The organism is Pseudomonas sp. PDM22 (genome assembly GCF_014851965.1).
Classification (GTDB): Bacteria; Pseudomonadota; Gammaproteobacteria; order Pseudomonadales; family Pseudomonadaceae; genus Pseudomonas.
Map to the genome: position 1 here is coordinate 23,172 of NZ_JACVAR010000005.1, position 19,930 is coordinate 43,101.

Annotated in this window: 12 protein-coding genes and 3 pseudogenes; 9 read left to right on the top strand and 6 right to left on the bottom strand. The window is 64.3% G+C overall.

What is annotated here, in order from left to right:
- Window positions 1-317 precede the first annotated feature (317 nt).
- The 4 genes and pseudogenes from IB255_RS18120 to IB255_RS31310 all read left to right on the top strand — a co-directional run.
- Window positions 318-2,213, top strand: a complete 1,896-nt coding sequence (locus tag IB255_RS18120; protein WP_192210624.1) for a DUF1302 domain-containing protein — start codon at window positions 318-320, stop codon at window positions 2,211-2,213.
- Window positions 2,214-2,229: 16 nt separating this feature from the next.
- Window positions 2,230-3,600, top strand: coding sequence for a DUF1329 domain-containing protein (locus IB255_RS18125; protein WP_192210625.1), 1,371 nt, complete (start codon window positions 2,230-2,232; stop codon window positions 3,598-3,600).
- 1,230 nt (window positions 3,601-4,830) lie between these two features.
- A pseudogene (locus tag IB255_RS31305) lies at window positions 4,831-5,970 on the top strand (helix-turn-helix transcriptional regulator); the annotation flags it as partial.
- 111 nt (window positions 5,971-6,081) lie between these two features.
- A pseudogene (locus IB255_RS31310) lies at window positions 6,082-6,270 on the top strand (response regulator transcription factor); the annotation flags it as partial.
- Between the two features lie 12 nt (window positions 6,271-6,282).
- Here the strand turns inward: IB255_RS31310 and IB255_RS18135 are convergent.
- Complete coding sequence (locus IB255_RS18135; protein ID WP_192210627.1) at window positions 6,283-7,326, bottom strand: AraC family transcriptional regulator; 1,044 nt, start codon at window positions 7,324-7,326, stop codon at window positions 6,283-6,285.
- 128 nt (window positions 7,327-7,454) lie between these two features.
- On the opposite strand from IB255_RS18135, the gene IB255_RS18140 reads away from it, so the two are divergent.
- The gene (locus IB255_RS18140; RefSeq protein ID WP_192210628.1) at window positions 7,455-9,038 is read left to right on the top strand and encodes a GMC family oxidoreductase; all 1,584 of its coding nucleotides are present in this window, start codon (window positions 7,455-7,457) and stop codon (window positions 9,036-9,038) included.
- A gap of 66 nt (window positions 9,039-9,104) precedes the next feature.
- Here the strand turns inward: IB255_RS18140 and IB255_RS18145 are convergent, their stop codons facing one another.
- Genes IB255_RS18145 through IB255_RS18160 form a run of 4 tightly spaced genes read right to left on the bottom strand, consistent with a single transcriptional unit; the run spans window position 9,105 to window position 11,472 of the window.
- Window positions 9,105-9,572 (bottom strand): DoxX family protein, encoded by a 468-nt coding sequence (locus tag IB255_RS18145; protein WP_081520000.1) that lies wholly within the window; start codon window positions 9,570-9,572, stop codon window positions 9,105-9,107.
- Window positions 9,573-9,582: 10 nt separating this feature from the next.
- Window positions 9,583-10,338, bottom strand: coding sequence for a DNA-binding domain-containing protein (locus IB255_RS18150; RefSeq protein WP_081519999.1), 756 nt, complete (start codon window positions 10,336-10,338; stop codon window positions 9,583-9,585).
- Window positions 10,335-11,168 carry a DUF692 domain-containing protein gene (locus IB255_RS18155; protein ID WP_081519998.1) on the bottom strand — a complete coding sequence of 278 codons (834 nt, stop codon included), beginning with the start codon at window positions 11,166-11,168 and terminating at the stop codon, window positions 10,335-10,337. Before IB255_RS18155 ends, IB255_RS18150 begins: the two co-directional genes overlap by 4 nt.
- 16 nt (window positions 11,169-11,184) lie before the next feature.
- On the bottom strand, window positions 11,185-11,472 hold the full coding sequence (locus IB255_RS18160; protein ID WP_081519997.1) for a DUF2282 domain-containing protein: 288 nt from the start codon (window positions 11,470-11,472) through the stop codon (window positions 11,185-11,187).
- 229 nt (window positions 11,473-11,701) lie between these two features.
- Here IB255_RS18160 and IB255_RS18165 point away from each other — a divergent pair, with 229 nt between their 5' ends.
- The 4 genes and pseudogenes from IB255_RS18165 to IB255_RS30845 form a co-directional block, all read left to right on the top strand.
- A complete protein-coding gene (locus tag IB255_RS18165) occupies window positions 11,702-12,292 on the top strand; it encodes a sigma-70 family RNA polymerase sigma factor (RefSeq protein ID WP_081519996.1) in 591 nt (196 codons plus the stop codon).
- A complete protein-coding gene (locus tag IB255_RS18170; RefSeq protein WP_081519995.1) occupies window positions 12,279-12,920 on the top strand; it encodes a DUF1109 domain-containing protein in 642 nt (213 codons plus the stop codon). Before IB255_RS18165 ends, IB255_RS18170 begins: the two co-directional genes overlap by 14 nt.
- A gap of 256 nt (window positions 12,921-13,176) precedes the next feature.
- Complete coding sequence (locus IB255_RS18175) at window positions 13,177-14,778, top strand: mechanosensitive ion channel family protein (protein WP_081520037.1); 1,602 nt, start codon at window positions 13,177-13,179, stop codon at window positions 14,776-14,778.
- 73 nt (window positions 14,779-14,851) lie between these two features.
- Window positions 14,852-14,956: pseudogene (locus IB255_RS30845) on the top strand (AraC family transcriptional regulator); the annotation flags it as partial.
- A 695-nt stretch (window positions 14,957-15,651) separates the two neighbouring features.
- Here the strand turns inward: IB255_RS30845 and IB255_RS18180 are convergent.
- Window positions 15,652-19,791 (bottom strand): CheR family methyltransferase, encoded by a 4,140-nt coding sequence (locus IB255_RS18180; protein ID WP_192210629.1) that lies wholly within the window; start codon window positions 19,789-19,791, stop codon window positions 15,652-15,654.
- Window positions 19,792-19,930: the final 139 nt, after the last annotated feature.

The window sequence follows — 19,930 nt, forward strand, 5'->3', positions numbered from 1 at the left end:
CTGACTCCATGGGATAGCCCCAGGCCCTTCATATCGCATGAGCTTAGACGTGCGCTGAGCAAGCACCCGGCGAATCTGCCCGCCAGTCAAGCCGGGCACTGAGCCCTCCACGACAGGGCATGCGCCAGGCGAGAGCCTGGGCGGAGGGCTGCCGCTCCTATCTTGCTTCCAGATTCGGCAATTGCTGTCGCCAGCGGGCAATGCGATCGGCTGCGCTCATACCTAAGTATGAGTTTCTGAATCCCTACTTCGTCGCTTACGTCGTTCTCTCGTACTGATTAGTTTTCCCGGGCCAACACCAACCACGGGAAAGCCGCATGACAACAACAAAAGCGCGCGCCGGATTCGCCCCCAACGCACTGGCGCTAGCCGTTGCACTGGGCTGTGCCGCACAGGCCCAGGCCGTCACGTTCAATATCGGTGAAGTCGAGGGAACCTTCGACTCGTCCCTGTCCGTGGGGGCCAGCTGGGCGCTACGCGGTGGTGATCCGGACCTCATCGGCGTCAACAACGGCGGCAAGGGCCTGTCGCAGACCACCGATGACGGGCACCTGAACTTCAAGAAGGGCAAGACCTTCTCGAAGATCTTCAAGGGCATCCACGACCTCGAGCTGAAGTACGAAGACACCGGCGTGTTCCTGCGCGGCAAGTACTGGTACGACTTCGAACTCAAGGATGAAAGCCGGCCGTTCAAGGACATCGACGACAGCGGTCGCAAGGAGGGCGCGAAGTCCGCTGGCGCGCAGATGCTCGATGCCTTCGTCTACCACAACTACACCATTGCCGATCAGCCGGGCTCGGTCCGCCTGGGCAAGCAGGTGGCGAGCTGGGGGGAGAGCACCTTCATCCTCAACAGCATCAACTCGATCAACCCGATCGACGTTGCCGCCTTCCGCCGCCCCGGCGCCGAGATCAAGGAAGGCCTGATCCCGGTGAACATGTTCTACGTGTCGCAGAGCCTGACCGACAGCCTCTCGGCAGAAGCCTTCTACCAGCTGGAGTGGGACCAGACGGTCGTCGACAACTGCGGCACCTTCTTCTCCCAGGCGGACGTGGTGGCCGACGGCTGCAGCAACAACCTGCGCCTGCTGACCAACAACCTCGCCGCCGGCAATGCCATCAACGCCGCGCTGCCTGGAACCACCATGGACATCGACCAGAACGGCGAAGGCACCCTGGTGCGCCGCAGTGGCGACCGCGATGCCCGTGACGGCGGCCAGTGGGGCCTGGCGCTGCGCTACATGTTCGACCCGCTGAACACCGAGTTCGGCGCGTACTTCATGAACTACCACAGCCGTGCGCCGTTCCTCAGCGTGACCGCACCTTCGCAAAGCCTCTACAACGTGGCTGGCCGCACCGGTGCAGCGGCCCCCCTGGTGGTGGCGGGGAACTCCAGTTACTTCATGGAGTATCCGGAAGATATCCACCTGTACGGCCTGAGCTTCTCGACCACGCTGCCCACCGGAACCGCCTGGAGCGGCGAGGTCAGCTACCGGCCCAATGCGCCCGTCCAGCTGAACACGACGGACCTGCTGTTCTCCGGCGTCGGGCCACTGGCTGCCATCAACCCGGTAGCCTATGCCGCCTACGGCAATGCCTCGGTACTGCAGGCCACTCCGGGAGGCGACCTGCACGGCTATCGCCGCAAGGAAATCACCCAGTTCCAGACCACCCTGACGCACTTCTTCGATCAGGTGATGGGCGCCGAGCGCCTGACCCTGGTGGGCGAGGTGGGTGTGGTGCATGTCGGTGGGCTCGACTCGACCAGCGAGGCGCGTTACGGCCGCGACCCGGTCTACGGGCCGGGACCGCTGCCCGCTACCGGCCCGGTCAACACCTGTCGCGCGCTCAACCAGACCACCATCGCTGGCGCGGTGGGCAACAACGACTACACCAACCTGACCACCAACTGCACCGATGACGGCTACGTCACCGCCACCTCCTGGGGTTACCGCGCCCGCGCGATCTGGGACTACAACAGCGTCTTCGCCGGGGTGAACCTGCGGCCGAACATCAGCTGGTCGCACGACGTCCATGGCTACGGTCCCAACGGCCTGTTCAACGAGGGCAGCAAGGCCGTCAGCTTCGGCCTCGATGCGGACTACGCCAACACCTACACCACCAGCCTTTCCTACACCGACTTCTTTGGCGGCGACTACAACACGTCGGTCGACAGGGACTTCGTCGCGCTCAGTTTCGGCGTGAACTTCTAACCCAGGGGACCCTGCCATGCAGACTCAGAAAACACTGTTGAAATCCGGCGTTCTGGCCCTCTCGCTACTGGCCAGCAGCGTGATGGCAGCCGCCCCGGCGGCCGAAGTGGCGCAGCTGGGTGGAACCCTGACGCCCATGGGCGCCGAGAAGGCCGGCAACGCCGACGGCAGCATTCCGGCCTGGACCGGCGGCCTGCCGGTGAATGCCGGGGCGGTCGACGGCAAAGGCTTCCTGGCCGACCCGTTCGCCAGCGAGAAGCCGCTGTTCGTCATCACGGCGGTCAACGCCGAGCAGTACAAGGGCAAGCTCACCGAAGGCCAGATGGCGATGTTCAAGCGCTATCCGGACAGCTACAGGATCCCGGTATACCCGACGCACCGCACCGCGGCGCTGCCCGATGACATCTACGCCGCGATCCGGACCAGTGCCCAGCACACCGAGCTGGTCGGGGGCGGTAACGGCCTGCAGAACTTCGACAGCCACTACTACGCCTTCCCGATCCCGAAGACCGGCGTGGAGCTGGTGTGGAACCACGAAACACGTTACCGCGGCGGTAACATCCATCGCTACATCACCCGCGTGCAGCCGCAGGTGGATGGCTCCTTCTCGATGGTGCACTTCGAGGATGAAGTGTCCTATCCCGCCAACCTGCCGGATTTCGACAAGGCCAAGGGCGACAACATCCTCTTCTACTTCATCCAGCGGGTGACCGCGCCGGCGCGTCTGGCGGGCAACGTGCTGCTGGTGCACGAGACCATCGACCAGGTGAAGGAACCGCGCCAGGCGTGGCTCTACAACGCCGGTCAGCGCCGCGTTCGGCGTGCTCCGCAAGTTGCCTACGACGGCCCGGCAACCGCTGCCGACGGCCTGGCTACCTCCGACAACTACGACATGTACAACGGCTCGCCCGATCGCTACGACTGGAAGCTGGTCGGCAAGAAGGAACTGTACATCCCCTACAACAGCTACAAGCTCGACTCGCCGTCGCTCAAGTACGACGACATCATCAAGCCGGGGCACATCAACCAGGACCTGACCCGCTACGAGCTGCACCGGGTCTGGGAAGTGGTGGGTACGCTGAAGGACGGTGAGCGGCACATCTACGCCAAGCGCCACATGTTCTTCGACGAGGACACCTGGCAGCTGGCCGAGGTCGACCACTATGACGGCCGTGGCCAGCTGTGGCGTGTCGGCGAGGGCCATGCGCAGCAGTATTACAACCAGAAAGTGCCGGGCTACACCGCCGAGACTCTCTACGATGTCATCTCCGGCCGCTACTCGGTCATGGGCCTGAAGAACGAAGAGAAGCAGAGCATCGTGTTCGGCGCCAAGGCGCTTGCCGCGGACTACACCCCGGCAGCATTGCGCCAGACGGGCGTTCGCTGACGTCATCAGTTCACCGAGCAACTCCGTGTTGGGCGGCCGAACAGCCGCCCTTTTTTATGCCTGATCGTCGGCAAGCCCAATACAGCCTCAAGGGCAAGCCGTACCATGGCGGACTTTGTATCAGCGAGTAACGCCATGCCCACGGCGAACATCTATTCAGACCCGTGCCGCGTTCCCTCGTTGCCTACCGGCTTTCTGCCGCGCCCCCGACTCAGCAAGACCTTGCTCGCTGCGCGCTGCCGGCTGCGGCTGATCTGCGCCCCGGCGGGAAGCGGCAAGAGCGTGCTGCTGCGCGAGTGCGCCCTGGCCCGTCCCGAACAGACCCAGGTGCTGTGGCTCGACCTGAAAGGCCTGGTGCTGGATGACGTGGCCTTGCTGCGCCTGCTCGCTTCGGCGCTGGAGCTCGTCGACAGCGATCCCATCTCGGTGCTCAACTGCCTGGCGCAGCGCGAAGCTGCGCTCTGGATCATGCTCGATGACCTGCCGCGAGCGGCAGACGAGCGCATCGACCGTCTCCTCGAGCTCCTGCTGCGGGCGTCGGCGCCGACGGTGTCCTGGTGGATCGCCAGTCGTCGCAGGCCTGCCTGCAAGCTGGAGCGCCTGTTGCTCGACGGCGAACTGCTGGAGCTCGGCGCAGAAGACCTGGCCATGACGGCCACCGAATTGAGCGAGCTTTTGGGCAGCCTGTATGGCGAGGTGCCGGTTACCAGCGTGCAGACCCTGATGATGCAGACCGATGGCTGGTTCGCCGGCATCCGTCTGCGCCTGCATGGTCGAGACCCCGGGCAGTTGCCGGAAGCGATGCAGGGCAACGCGCTGGTGAGACGCTACCTGGAACAGGAAGTGCTGGCGGAGCTTTCGGCGGAGTTGCGGGATGCGCTGTGCAAGCTGTCCTGCCTGCAGGACTTCGACGATTCCCTGTGCGATCACGTACTGGGCGCAGGCGAAGGCAAGCAGCTGCTTCAGCAACTGCTCGACGCGGGTGTGTTCATCGAGACGCTCGATGCGGACCTGGGATTGCATCGTGTTCGTCCGGCGGTGGGTAGCATTCTGGCGACGGAAGTTGCCCAGGGCCTGAAGCGTGCGTTGTACCGCCATGCCTGCCAGTGGTCCGCCGGGCGCGAGCAGGTTCGCCAGGCAATCGATTACGCGCTGCTCGCGGAGCAACCCGAGATTGCCGCCAGCCTGTTGCAGCACTTCACCCGCGATCGACTGCTGCACGGCAGCCAGATGGCCCGAGTGCTCCGATGGCGCAACCTGCTGCCTGGTGAGCTGATCTCCAGTACGCCGCGCCTGCTGATCCTGAACTCCTGGGCGCTGCTCATCAGCGGCCGCCTCGACGAGGCGGAGGTCTGCGCAGCGCAATTGCAACGCTTCCTGCCGCAGCCGACGGCGCAGCGTCAGCGCGAGTTGCTCGCACAATGCCAGGCGCTGACCGGCAAGCTCGAATACCACCGGGGCAAGGCCGACGCACGGCATATGCGCGAGGCGCTGGATCATCTGCCGGAGTCCGCCTGGGCGCAGCATGTGATCGTGCTCACCGCGCTGATCGAAGTGGAAATCGTCGACGGGCGAATGGAGACGGCCGAGCAGTTTCACCGCGATGCCATCAAGATGGCGCGCCGCCATGGGAGCCGCATGCTCGAAGCAGTATTGCTGCTGCAGCAGGTGCAGCTGCTGGAAATGCGCGGCGAACTCGCTCAGGCGCTGCACCTGACCGAGCAGTTGCACCGGGAGTTGTGCGTTGAAGGCAAGGGCGAGGCCAACCCCCTGCGCGGCCGGACACGACTGCGCCTGGGTGCCTTGCTGGCGCGGCGCGGCGACTACGCCGTTGCCCGCGGGCATTATGAAGCCGGGTTGCAGGAATGCTTGGACTGCGAAGACCCGGCGGCCTCCTGGGGCTACATCGGCCTGGCCGAGCTCGATGCGATGCAGAAGTCGCTCGGCCAGGCTCATCAGCGTCTGGCCGATGCAGAGCGCCTGCTGCAGTTCCGCAACATCACCGAGCCGCTGTACCAGAACCTCCTGCTGCTCGGTTACGCCCGGCTGTGGATTCAGGAAGGCAATGCCGGCCGCGCTCGTAGCGCACTGGAGGAGGGACTGCGGCAGTACAGCGGTGCAGAGTGCTGCAGGCCACCGTACGGCAATCCCGAACTGGTCCAGCATCTGCAGGTGGCGCTGCTGCATGCACGGCAGGCGATGGGTGAAGAGGTCAGCGATGCCTTCGAGGACATGCTCAAGGCGGCCCTGCGGCAGGAGCGTCGCAGTCTTGCCATAGAGTTGTGGTTCGGCATGGCCGAAGCACTCTATGCCAAGGGGCAGCAGGGCGGCGCGCAGCGGGCGTTGCTCGATGCGATGGCACTGTCCCGGCAGACTGGCATGCTAAGCGCCGAGTATCACTGCAGCCTGCGCAATCCCGGCCTGATTCGCTGGGGCAAGGACTCGCTCAGGCCGAAGGACCAGCAGGCCGCCGCAGTGTTGCTCAGCCCGCGTGAGCTCTCGGTGCTGAAGATGATTGCCCAGGGGTTGTCCAACCAGGACATCGCCGAGCAGCTGTTCATTTCACTGCACACCGTGAAGAGCCATGCGCAGAAGATCAACGTGAAACTGGGAGTGGCCCGGCGCACACAGGCCATTGTCCGGGCCAAGGAACTGGGGCTGGTGCGGTAGCCTCCAGCTACGCTAGCGGTAGGGCGGATCTTCGGGGTCAATTGCGGCGCTGCCGTCGAGCAGTTGTCGCCGGATCGCGCGCGGCGTGTCATCGAACCAGCGGCGACAGGCTCGGTTGAACACGCTCTGTTCGCTGTAGCCCAACAAGCCCGCGACCTGGGACATCGGCATGTGGCGCTCGGCAAGGTAGCGTTGCGCGCAGGAACGTCGAGCCTGTTCGAGCACCTGCTCGAATCCCGTGCCCAGCTCCGCCAGGCGACGTTGCAGCACCCGCTCATGCAGGCCGAGTTGCTCGGCGATCAGGCCGATCCGGCAGCGCTGGGTGGGCAGGGTCCGCAGGATCAGGTTTTCCACCTGACGTACCAGGCCGGCGGCGGCCTGGGCATCGAAGGGCCGCAGGTAATCCAGCATCACCCGGTGCAGCTGCGGGTCCTGTTGTTCGATGCGCATGCCCAGTTGCTCATTGCTCAGGACCAGGGCGTTGCAGTCCTGGTTGAAGTAAGCCGGGCTCCTGAAGTAGCGCTTGTAGCGGGCGGGGGGCAGTGCGCCGGCTCCGCTGAGCAGCACGGAGCGAGCGCTGAACTGGCTGCCGCACAGAAGCTTCAGGGTGTTGTGGCCAACCCCCAGTGCCAGCTCCTGCATCTGCCTCAGGCGCGTGGGGCCGGGCAGGCGAATCTCGATCAGCAGCCGCGGCGCCTGACGATCACTGCGGTCGAGCTGCACATCGATGCCGGGACTGTGATAGCCGATGAACCGCGAGATTTCCTCCAGCGCCTGGCCTACCGTGGCCGAATTCCGCGCGATCAGCGCCACCGGCCCGAGCACCTGGAGGTCCTGGTACTCGGCCATTCGCAGGCCCAGGTCGGGGCAGTCCAGTTCGTTGGCGGCACATTCGAGCACGCCCACCAGGGCGCGCAGCGGTACCCGTGCCTCGTCGTCTTCGAGTGCGGCGGGGGCTATCTGGAAGCGGTGCAGCAAGTGCTCGCAATCCCCGCCCAACTGAGCGATCAGTTGCGGAAAGCCGATGAACGAGGTCGTGCGGATGAGGGCGGTCACAGTCGTCGAAAGTCAAAAACAAGTCGTTGAAAGTCAATTAATGTGCGCCTCGGCGGCGAAGAATTCCAGCGGTCTGCGCCGAGACATGCTGCTCGGTGCGTATCGCCCGCGAACCGAGAAGAACAAGTATGGAATTCGACTACATCATCGTTGGTGCCGGCTCGGCCGGCTGCGTACTGGCCAATCGTCTGAGTGCCGACCCTTCGCTACGGGTGTGCCTGCTGGAGGCGGGTTCCGAAGACACCTCGCCACTGATCCACACGCCGATCGGCGTAGCCGCCATTCTGCCGACACGCCACGTCAACTGGGCGTTGCAGACGGTCCCGCAACCCGGCCTGGGCGGCCGTGTTGGCTACCAGCCGCGCGGCAAGACCCTGGGCGGCAGCAGCTCGATCAACGGCATGATCTACATTCGCGGGCATCGCAGCGATTACGACGACTGGCAGGCCCTGGGCAACGCGGGCTGGGGCTATGACGACGTGCTGCCGTACTTCCGCAAGAGCGAGGGCCATCATCTGGGGGGCTGTGACTACCACGGTGGCGATGGCGAGCTGTACGTCGGCCGGGTGCAGCCGCACTCGGTCACCAATGCCTTCCTCGATGCGGCCCAGCAGGCCGGGCACTCTCGCAATGCCGACTTCAACGGTGCCGAGCAGGAAGGGGTAGGGCACTACGACGTGACCATCCGCGAGGGCCGGCGCTGGAGCACTGCCTCGGCATTCCTCAAGCCCATCCGCGAGCTTCGCGGTAACCTCTCGGTCATTACCGGAGCCCAGGCCCAGCGCATCCTGCTGCAAGGCAAGCGCGCAGTGGGCATGCAGGTGTCGGTCAAGGGTGAGCGCCTGGAAATCAGGGCACGCAGGGAAGTACTGCTGAGCGCAGGGGCCTTTGGCAGTCCGCAACTGCTGATGCTTTCAGGCATTGGTGCGGAGGCCGAACTCAACCCCCACGGTATTGCGCTGCAGCACGAGCTTCCGGGCGTTGGGAAAAACCTCCAGGACCACCCGGACTTCGTCGCCTGCTACAAGAGCCATGACACCACCCTGTTGGGCATCTCCGCCAGGGGCACGGTGCGCATGGGCAAGGCCTTCTTCGATTACACCCGCCAGCGTACCGGTCCCTTCGCGAGCAACTGTGCCGAGAGCGGTGGCTTCCTGAAAACCTCCGCGGGCCTGGCCCGCCCGGATATCCAGCTGCATGCGGTGATCGGCCCGATCGACGACCACGGTCGCAAGCTGCACTGGGGACATGGCTTCAGCTGCCATGTCTGCGTGCTGCGGCCGAAAAGCATCGGCAGCGTCGGTCTGCACTCGGCCGACCCTTTCGCCGCGCCGCGCATCGACCCCAATTTCCTCGGCCATGACGACGACGTCAGCACGCTGCTGAAGGGATACCGCATGGTGCAGGACATCGTCGGCCAGGCACCGCTGGCCAGGTACGGCCTGAAGGACCTGTACAGCCAGAACCTCTCCAGCGACGAGCAACTGATCGAACTGCTGCGCAAGCGCACCGATACCGTCTACCACCCGGTTGGTACCTGCAAGATGGGCAGCGACGAGATGGCGGTCGTGGACGGGCAACTGCGTGTGCACGGTATCGAAGGCTTGCGGGTCGTCGATGCCTCGATCATGCCCACGCTGGTTGGCGGCAACACCAACGCCCCTTCGATCATGATCGCGGAGCGGGCCGCGGAGTGGATCATCGCTGCCTGAGTGCCGCCAGAGCAGCAGGACCCCCGAAGATCGTGGCGGGCCCGCCCAGCCCAAGTGGGCGGCCCGTCAGCGAATGCCCAGCGCGCGATCCAGCGACCAACTGCCGGCACCGCGCCCGATCAGCCACAGCAGCAGGCCCGCCCAGACCAGGTGGGTGGGCCAGGCGTCCGGATAGACGAACACCTCGATCACCGTGGTCATCCCCAGCAGCGCCAGGGCCGAAAGGCGGGTGAACAGGCCCAGCACCAGCAGCAGCGGGAAGAGGTGCTCGGCGTAGGTCGCCAGGTGGGCGGCGATCTGCGGCGGCACCAGCGGCAGCATGTACTCGGTGCGAAACAGCTCGTAGGTGCTCGGGGTGATGGTCAGGAGCCCTTCGACCTTGGTGCGCCCGGAGAGGAAGAAGGTCGCGGCGATTCCCCAGCGCGCCACCAGGCAGAGAAAGGTGTCGCCGAGCAGGTGCTGCAGGAAGTCGGCCATGCGGTTCCAGCGTTGGCGCAGGCCGGTGCGGGGCAGGGTAGTGCGGGCGATGTCCATGGTGGTCTCCTCACGCGAGGGCGATGGGACGGAAAACCCCGGCGCCGAGCAGGCGGCCGAACAGGTCGTGGAAGTCGAGATCCGGTTGCGCCTGAAGTGCCTGGGTCGATGCCTGATCCAGGTTGTCTCCGGCTGCACAGGCGTCGAGAAAGGTACAGCCGCCGACCTCAAGCGCGTGCCAGGCGACGCCATCGGAATGGCCGACCAGTAACGCGCCTTCGCCTTGCCAGGGCAGCTCTTCGGGTATCGGCAGGGCTTCGCGGTTGCAGCGCCAGATGCTGTAGATCGGCTGCTCGGCAAACCAGCGCCAGCGCACGCAGGCACGCGTTTCCAGGAGGCAGGTGGCAAGATCCGAGGCGGTCATGCCGGCCAGGCTGGCGAGGTCGAGGCGCGCCTCCTGAGGTGCGACGAAGGCCTCCGTCCATGACCGGTCCAGGCGCGCCACGGCGCCAAGGTAGGGCAGTTCCCGTGCGGGTTCGAATGCATCGAGGAAATCGGCAAAGCGCTCACCGTAGAGGATCAGGCGGGCATCGTCTGGCGGCGTCTCGCGGGCGTGAATGGCTGCCGCCGCGCGCATCCAGTCGGTACCGACCAGGCGCTCGATGGTCGGGAAGTTATCGCACAGCGCATCGACGCAGCCCTTGAACACGGTGTTGCGATACACCTCGAAGGCCGCCTGTGTGATCACGCCTTGCAGCGCCGGAGCAGGGCGCCGGTAGATGGCGTCGACAAAGGCATCCTGGAAGGCGCCAAGCGAGCTCTTCATGGTTTCACCTCCGCCAGGTTGAGGATCGCCTGAGCGATCTCGCGCTCGGCCAGCAACTCTTCGAAAGCAGGCAGATGGTCGTCGCGCTCAATCAGTGTCGGCCTCGGGCCGATGCGCTGGATCAGGTGTTCGTAGAGCGCCCAGACCGGCTCGGCGACCGGCGCATCGTGGGAGTCGATCAGCAGTTCGCCACCCTCGTCGCGGCTGTGGCCGGCCAAGTGGATTTCAAGGATGGCCGCTGCCGGGAAACGGTCGAGGTAGCGTCTCGCATCGAAGCCGAGATTGTGCGAGCTGACATGCACGTTGTTGACGTCCAGCAGCAGGCCGCAGCCGGTGCGCAGCGCGAGCTCCGTGAGGAATCCGATTTCGTCCCAGTCGTGGCCCTCCAGGCGCAGATAATGGCTGGGGTTCTCGATGGCGATACGCCGGCCCAGGGCTTCCTGGGTGCGCTGGATGTTCTCGGTGATGCGCGCCAGGGCCGCATGGCTGCGCGGGAAGGGCAGCAGGTCCGGCAGGTACTGGCCGCGCCAGGTCGACCAGGCCAGGTGCTCGGAAATCAAGTGCGGTTGCACGCGCTCGACCAGCGCGCGCAGATGCCGAAGATGGGGCTCGTCAGGTGCAGCATCGGCCGCCAGGGACAGCGAAACCCCGTGCAGCGATAGCGGATGGCGTTCGGCGATCCGCTCCAGCCAGGCAAGGCGGGGACCGCCGACCATGTAGTTCTCCGGATGCACTTCGAACCAGAGACCCTGGGCGGAGCAGGCCAAGGCCTGGGCGTAGTGTTCGCCCTTGAGCCCCAGCCCGGCGCCCGGTTGATGGAATGCGTTCATGGTCGGCGGCCTTGGCTCAGGCCTTGCTCGGCGTCAGCGAGCCCATGCCGTGGGGCGTCTTGATCGTGGTGCAGGTGCCGGCCGGAACGTTCTTCCAGTGCATGCCGTCGTAGTCCTTCTTGGCGCTGCCCGCGCAGGTGGTGCCGGCGCCGGCCTTGCAGTCGTTCTTGCCGGCCATGGCGACGCCGTAGCACTTCTCCATGGCCGCGCCGTCGCTGGCCTTGGTGTTCATGTCGTCGGCCAGGGCGGTGCCGGTGATGGCGGCAAGGGCGAGGGCGGCGGTGGCAAGGGTCAGGTTTTTCATGGTGCGGTCTCCCGTTCGGTTTAGGGGCCGCGGAAGGCTTTCCGGCGGCTCGGTGAGTAGTTCGCCGGGAGAGGCGGTCCGGTTACAGCGTCGCGAAATTTTTTTGAGAATTTTTTGGCGCGGCCCTAACGTATTGAACCAAGGCCTGTTTTTTCGCAGGCGAACGGGACGCCAGCAGGCTGGGGCGAGACCGGGAAAGAATTCACCTTCGGTGTAACCAGGACGGTCGATGCAACGAACTACCAGCCAGGAAACGTTGATCGCGCGTGAGGCGCAGCTGCAGGCACTGTTGCTGCGTGGCATGGACGGTGACGGCAGGGCCTATCGCGAGTTCCTCAGCGCACTCGCCACGCACTTGCGGGCCTTCCTGGGCCGGCGCCTGAGCCAGCGTCCCGGCGAGGTCGAAGACCTGCTGCAGGAAGTGCTGCTGGCGGTCCACAATGCCCGCCACACCTACCGTGCCGAGCAGCCGCTGACCGTCTGGGTGCAGGCAATCGCGCGCTACAAGCTGGCCGACCACTTCCGCGCCTTTGCGCGCCGGGAGGCGCTCCACGATCCGCTGGCGGATGACGAGGGAGAACTGTTCGCCGTCGAGAATGGCGAACCCGCGCAGGCCAGCCGCGACCTCGGCAAGCTGCTGCAGCAACTGCCAGACAAACAGCGCCTGCCGATTGTCCATGTGAAGCTGGAAGGGCTGTCGGTAGAGGAAACCGCCAGCCTGACCGGGCTTTCCAGTTCCGCCGTGAAGGTCGGCATCCACCGCGGGCTCAAGGCCCTGGCGAACATCATCCGAGGGTTGCGAAGCGATGAAGACCAATGAACTGATCGACCTGTTGAGCGCAGGCGAGGGCGCAGTGGACCGTCACGCTCTGGGCAAGCGCTTCGCCATCGCGCTGCTGGCCGGTGCCCTGGGCGCACTGCTGTTGATGGCGGCAATTTTCGGTGTACGCCCCGACCTGGGCGAGGTGGCGCGCACACCGCTGTTCTGGGCCAAGGTCGCGCTGCCCGGCAGCCTTGCCCCGCTTGCCCTGTGGCTGAGCAGCCGCCTGGCACGGCCAGGCGTGGGCGGCGGGGCGGCCTGGGTGCTGCTGGCGCTACCCGTGCTGCTGGTGTGGATCGGCGGAGCGGTGGAGCTGGCCGGAGTACCCGCCGACGCCCGCACCGGCCTGATCCTCGGCAAGACCTGGCGCACCTGTCCGCTGAACATCGCGCTGCTTTCGGTGCCGACTTTCATCGGCGTGTTCTGGGCACTGCGCGGCCTCGCACCGACGCGCTTGCGCATTGCCGGCGCCGCCGGCGGGCTGCTGGCGGGAGCCACGGCGACCCTGGCGTACTGCCTGCACTGCCCGGAGATGGGCATTCCATTCTGGGGTGTCTGGTACCTGCTCGGCATGCTTCTGCCGACCGCGCTGGGTGCAGTGCTCGGGCCACGGCTGTTGCGCTGGTAACTGCGCGGCAACCCGTCCGGGATAGGCATTGTGCATGCCGGACATGGATTTCTCTCGCAGCTTGCGAGCTCCTTCGGCCATTGCCTCCGTTCAGCGGCAGCTATCGAGTCAAAGAATTTTCCCCGAGGCAGGGGCCGCTTCTGTCACCAAGACCTCCAGAAGCTGGCTACGCTTGATTCAGTTTGTTCTCAGCAGATCGGCTTTGCTTCCAAGGAGCGATGGGATGGGGCGTTGGATCGGCGCAAGGCTCAGCTTGATGCTGGTGGTGTTGGGATTGGCCTGTACGGTTGCAGCCAGGGCCGAACCTGCGTCAGGCCCCGATGCAACCGAGGGCATCGCCGCTGACCCCGTGGAGCTGAAGATCGCCAACCGCAGCATCGTCGTGTTCCGCGCCACCTTGCTGGGCGAGACGCCGGCAGGCCGACAGCAGCGGGCCAAGGCAGTTATCGAGGATGTACTGCAAGGGACCGACGACCTGCAGGTCAGCACTGCCCCCATCCTCCACAGCTACATGGTTCTGCTGGGCGGCCGGCGCGCCTTTATCGTTTCGCCACAGGACCTCGATTCGCCGGAAGGCTCTGTGCAGGAGGCCGCAGCAAGGGCTGCCGCGAACCTCAAGGTGGTGGTGGAGGAAACCGGCCAGGCGCGCAACCTTCGATTCCTGCTCAAGGCCCTGGGGTACTCTGCAGTTGCCACCGTCCTGTACGTGTTGCTGCTGAGGCTGGTGCATTTCCTCAGGCGCAAGGTGCGAGGCCGGCTACCACAGCTGATGCGCGAGCGGGCCCGGCAGATCAGGGTGGGGCAACTGCAGCTGTTCGACATGCAGTATCTCTACTACCTGGCGGATCGGCTGATCTGGCTGTTCTGTTGGGCAGTCGTGTTTCTGCTGAGCTACGAGTGGCTCAGCTATGTGCTGTCGCAATTCCCCTATACCCGGCCCTGGGGAGAAAGCCTCGACGTCTACCTGTTCCGGCTGCTGGATTACCTGCTCAGCGGGATCGTCAGCGCGATACCGGGCATTGCGGTCGCCGTGATGATCTTCTTCATCGCCCGGGGCATCAGCGGGTTCAGCAAAAGGCTGCTGGAGCGCCTGTCCCGGCCTGGCACGATTCGCTGGTTGACCGAAGAGACCCTGCAGCCCACCACGCGCCTGACTTCGCTCGCCATCTGGTTGTTCGCCGTCGTCATGGCGTATCCGTACCTTCCCGGTTCAGGGACCGAGGCGTTCAAGGGGCTGTCGGTGCTCGTCGGCCTGATGATCTCGCTGGGGGCTTCCAGCGTGGTGGGGCAGGCTGCCTCCGGCCTGATCCTGACCTACTCGCGGACCCTGCGTGCCGGGGAGTTCGTGCGCATTGGCGACCACGAGGGCACCGTGACGGAGGTCGGTATGTTCAACACCACTATCCGCACTGGCCTTGGCGAGGTGCTGACACTGCCGAACTCGATGATCACCGGGTCGGTCACCAAGAACTACTCGCGGATAGTGCAGGGCCAGGGTTACGTCGTCGACACCGTGGTCACCATCGGCTACGACACGCCCTGGCGGCAGGTGGAAGCGATGCTCATCGAGGCTGCCCGGCGTACGGATGGCATCTTGCAAGTCCCGTCGCCTTACGTGTTCCAGACGGCCCTGTCGGATTTCTATCCCGAATACCGACTGGTTGCCCAGGCCATCCCCAGCGAGCCCCGTCCACGGGCGCAATTGCTGAGCATGCTGCATGCCCATATCCAGGACGTGTTCAACGAATATGGCGTGCAGATCATGTCGCCGCACTACCTTGGGGACCCCGATATTGAGAAGGTGGTGTCGCGCGAAAACTGGTATGCAGCGCCTGCCAAGCACCCTGAGGCTGACTAGAAGAAACAGGGAAGGGTCGGCCCGGTGCCGACGTAACCTGAACAAACCCACCAGGGCGCGCCCATGCCTGTGTGGCCGCCGCGAGCTAATCATTCCCGGCGGCCGCTATGTAGCCGTTATCGGCGAGAGCATCTGGCCGATCTATCGAGACTGGCTGCCGAACAGCGAAGAACTCCGCAAGCACCTGTTCCTGGGAGTCGAGACGAGCTCGACCAGCGACAGGTGCGCCGGGCCCTGATCGCAAAGGGCGACGAGTTTTTCGCCTGCCTGCAGCGATGAGTGAGTTTGCTGGAAGCCTGTTGGCTGACGAGTTGCTGCGGTTGCGAAGCCTGCTGGAGAAACTGCTGTCGCTGCAAACACCGGAAGCTCGCGTGGAGTTATCGTCGAAGTTTACCCAGCTTCGATCCCCAGCTTTTTTAGAGCAGGAGTGAACGCACGCACCGAACGCTGTGCAAGCAAATGGGGTCGGTGCAGGTGAAGGGTATGGGGGACATCGGTAGAAACCGGATATGGAGCGATGGCCATGGGAGAGCGGCCTGAACCTGATATGTAATTTAACATAATATACATTATGCGAAGTTATCTATGCAGCGCACAGGGTCGAGTGTCACAGAATCAAAGTCCCCGGTTGGCTGTTTTGCCCTGGTGCCTGTCTTTCCTGAAAACTGGATTTCCGTCGTCCAAGGCAATCCATCGCTCATGGTGCGCCTCGACTCCTGACTGAGGTTCTTCAGAAGCTGCACCTGTTCTTTGTCGTTGATGGCGCGGCAGTACCTGTTGAGGCAAATCGCATCTCTTATCCTGTCCCGGCCTGCGGGCGGAAACCCATGGCCGCCTTGCAATCGAAAGCGGCCAAGCCACGCAGATCACTCGCTACTCGGAAGCTTTCCCTGTTGTACCGCTGACTCCCAGTTCCCGAGCGACTTGCTGCAGCCTTTCCAATGACACCGGCTTGCTGACATGCGAGTTGAAGCCGGCGGCATGGGCATCCTCCGCATCCGCGGCAGCGCCATAGCCAGTCAGCGCCACAGACGGTGTCTGGGCGTGCTGTGGCAATTGGCGAGCTCTGCGCATCAGCTCGTATCCATCCATGCCAGGCATACCGATATCCGAGAGGATCAGATCAAAGGACGAGTCTTCCAGGCATCTCAAGGCTGTCGGACCATCCTCGGCGGTCGTCACGTCCGCGCCCTCGATCGTAAGCAGTTGCTCCATGATCAGGCGGATATCCGGTGAGTCGTCCACCAGTAGCAGACGGGCTCCGGCAAAGGGGCCGGTAGACTCCTGCAACGTGTCCACGGGCAGGTCGAACTGACGGTAAAGCGGCAGCCACACCGTAAATAGTGCGCCCTGCCCTCGCCCTGCAGACGACGCTTCGATCCGCCCTTGCTGCGCTTCAACCAGCTCGCGCACCAGTGCCAGGCCGATACCAAGGCCCGGTGTGTGACTTCGTTGCTGCTCATTGCTGGCCTGGCCGAACAGTTCGAATATGCGTGGCAGATCTTCCACCGGGATACCTTGGCCATTGTCCCGCACCTGGATGCGCAACATGCCCTCATCCTGCTCGAGGGCGACCTGGATATGGCCGCTGGCGGGAGTGAACTTCACCGCATTGCTCAGCAGATTCCAGAGGATCTGTTCGACACGTACCGGGTCCGCCTCGGCCACCAGCGGGTCATTGCCACGCGCGGGCATCTGCAGATCGATCAGCAGGTCCTTCTCATGAGCTTCCGCGGACAAGGCGCCAACCACTTCCTCGATCACACTCTGCAGGATGACCGGCGCCAGATTGAGCTTGAGTTTGCCGGTATTGACCCGCGACAGATCCAGCAGGTCATCGATGATGCGTGCCTGGCTGCGTACCGAGCTCTGGATGCCTTCGATGGCGCGCGAGGCCACCGCATGCGAGCGCACCGCAGACAGGCGCGCAATCAGCTCGGCATTGAGCTGGATGATATTCAGCGGATGCTTGAGTTCGTGGGACATCATCGCGAAGAACTCATCGCGCAGACGGATCTTCGCCTGGTTCTGCTGCAGGCGGTGTTCCTGCTCCGTTTCCGCGCGCTTTTTGCTGGTCACGTCACGGCCGATCTTGGCATAGCCATGTGGGCCGCCATTGGGCAGCGCAGTGGTCACGCTGCTGCAGAAGAAGGTGCTGCCGTCCTTTCGCAGGTGCCAGCGATCGGTCTCCACCCTCCCCACCTGCCGCGCCACCCGCAGTTCTTCGCGCAGCACGCCGGAGCGCTGGTCATCCTCGCTATGCAGGATATCCAGGCTCTGCCCTATCACATCGGCCTCGCGGTAGCCGTAGGCGCGTTCGGCGCCCTTGTTCCAGCCAGTGATGCTGCCGCTGCGGTCCAGGGTGACAATGATGAAGTCCTGAGTGCTTTCCACCGCGAGGCGCAGGCGCTCCTCGCTTTCCCGGGCCTTGTCTTCAGCGAGGCGCCGTTCAGTGACGTCGATGAATGTCAGCACCGCACCGTCGATGATGTTGTCGGTCGTCCGGTACGGCAGCATCCGCACCAGGTAGCGCCTTTCATCCTGGCTGGAAACTTCGCGCTCAATGGTTCGCAGGGACTCGAAGCTGCTCGACGCATCGCGGGCCAGGTCCGGGTAATCCAGCCGGTGGGTGATATCCAGCAACGAGCGTCCAGTGTCGGATGCGATGATGCTGAAAATCTCGGTGGCGCGCGGGGTGTAGGACTTGATGCGCATGTCGCGGCCGACGAAGACGGTGGCGATGTCGGTGGACGCGATGAGGTTCTGCAGATCGTCGTTGATCTTGCCGGTTTCCTCGACCTTGGTCTTGAGCTCCTGGTTGACCGTGATCAGTTCCTCGTTGATCGACTGCAGCTCTTCCTTGCTGGTCTCCAGTTCCTCGGTCGTCGAACGCAGCTCTTCGTTGATCGCCTGCAGTTCTTCGTTGGACGCCTTGAGCTCTTCCGTGGACGTTTCCGCCTGCTCGATGGTCGCCTGCAGCTGCTCCTTGTTGCGCTGAAGTTCACTCTCCAGCTGCGAGAGCACGCTGTCCTTGACGTTCTGCTGATGGCCGTTGGCGTCGCCACTCATGGTCTCTTCGACTTCATCGAAGATAACCAGGGCGAAGTCCGAGTCCATGTCGCGGAATGGCCGGATGACCATGTTGATGTAGGACGTGGTGCCATCGCGCTCATGCTTGACGCGCCGCGCCTCGACACTCTTCCCGGTCTGGAACGCCTGGAACAGCGCGGTGCGCAGCTCCAGGCGCAGCGACGGATGGACCAGAGACAGCAGATTGTGCGACGGCTCGCCGCCGACATAGCGCAGGTAGCGCCCTGCCTGGTCGGACATGTGCACGATGCTCGACTCGTGGTTGACCACCACGCTGGGCGGCGCGTACTGCTCCAGCACGCGCTGGTGCAGGTCGGCAAAGGACACACGGCGACGCTCGGCCGGGCGCTCGTTGCTCGCCTGCGGCGTATCGGCAAGGGGCATCACCGGCAGTGGCGAGGTCGGCCGGCCCATGACCGCGCCGGCCTTGGCGCGGTAGATGCGGTTCTTCTTGTCCACCGGGGTGAAGAGCTCCTGACAGACGTCAGCCGATTCGGAACTGCCCAGGAACAGGTAGCCGCCCGGCGCCAGGGCGAAGTGGAACATCTGCAGGATGTCCGCCTGCACTTCGCGGTCGAGGTAGATCAGCAGGTTGCGGCAACTGATCAAGTGCAGCTTGGAAAACGGCGGGTCGCGCAGCAGGTTGTGCATGGCGAACAGCACGCGCTCGCGGATTTCCTTTTTCACCCGGTAGCGCGTCTGCTCCTTGGTCACGTACTGGCGCAGGCGCTGGGGCGTGATGTCGGGAAGGATCGCTTCGGGGTAGACCCCGCTACGGCCGATGGCGATGGCGTGCTCGTCGATGTCGGTGGCGAACACCTGGAACTGCCGGTCGATCTCCCGGTAATCCACGTGCTCGGCGAGCAGGATGGCCAGCGAGTACGCCTCTTCACCGGAGGAGCACCCGGCGCTCCAGACACGCACCGGGGCATCGCTGGTTTCCGGCATGTCGAACAGGCCCGGGATGATGTCGCGCTCCAGCGCTTCGAAAGCCTCGCGATCACGGAAAAAGTTGGTGACCCCGATCAGCATGTCGGCCAGCAGGTGCCGGGTTTCTTCCGGCGCGCCCTGAAGGAAGGCGCGGTAGGCCGGCAGGTCCCCCAGGCGATTGACCTGCATGCGCCGTTCGATGCGCCGCAGCACCGTGGCGCGCTTGTAGTGCTTGAAGTCATGGCCGGTGCGGGTGCGCAGCAGACTCAGGATGTCCTTCAGAGCGGTTTCGGCGGCGCGCGACTGCTCCGGGTCCTCGATGGAGCGGAACGGCGTGGCGACGTCGGCGTCTGCGGGCAGTTGCATGTTGCGCATGCTCTGCCACAGGTCGATGAGTTTCTGCGGCATGTCGCCCACCGGCAGGACGAAGTCCACCTGGCCGGTGGCAATGGCACTGCGCGGCATCTCGTCGTACTCGGCGTCGTCCGGTGACTGGGCGATGGTCACCCCGCCCTGCTCTTTCACCCGCGACAGCCCGGCCGAACCGTCGCTGCCGTTGCCGCTCAGGACAATGCTCACCGCGTGCTCGGCGTGGGCGTCCGCCAGCGTGCGCATGAAGATATCGATGGCGATGTGGCGCGGCTGGCCGGGGTTGAGCTCGGTCACGCGCAGGTAGCCATCGTTCATGGTCAGCTGCATGGCCGGGGAAATCAGGTAGACACAGTTGCGCTCGATGGGCGTCGGCTCACTGACCTGCTGCACCTTCATCTTGGTGACTTTCTGCAGGATCTGGTGCGCGCTGCTCTCATGATTGGGCGAGAGGTGCATCACCACCACGAAGGCCATGCCGTTGTCGTTGGGCATGTTTTCGAACAGCCGCAGCAACGCACCCAGACCACCCGCCGACGCGCCGATACCAATCACCGGGAAGTTGAGGTGGCTGGGCTGCACCTTCAGCTTGAGGCCTTCGGCGGCGGGGATCTCTTCACTCATGGCTCAGGGTTCCTTGGATCGTGTTCCTGCGAGTCAGGCGGCCGGATCGCCGGCAGGCCGAAGAGTAGCAGCGTTGAGCATCGAAACCGAGATTCGGCGCGCCAAATTCGAAAGCGGCTATCGACGTCTGCGCCACCTG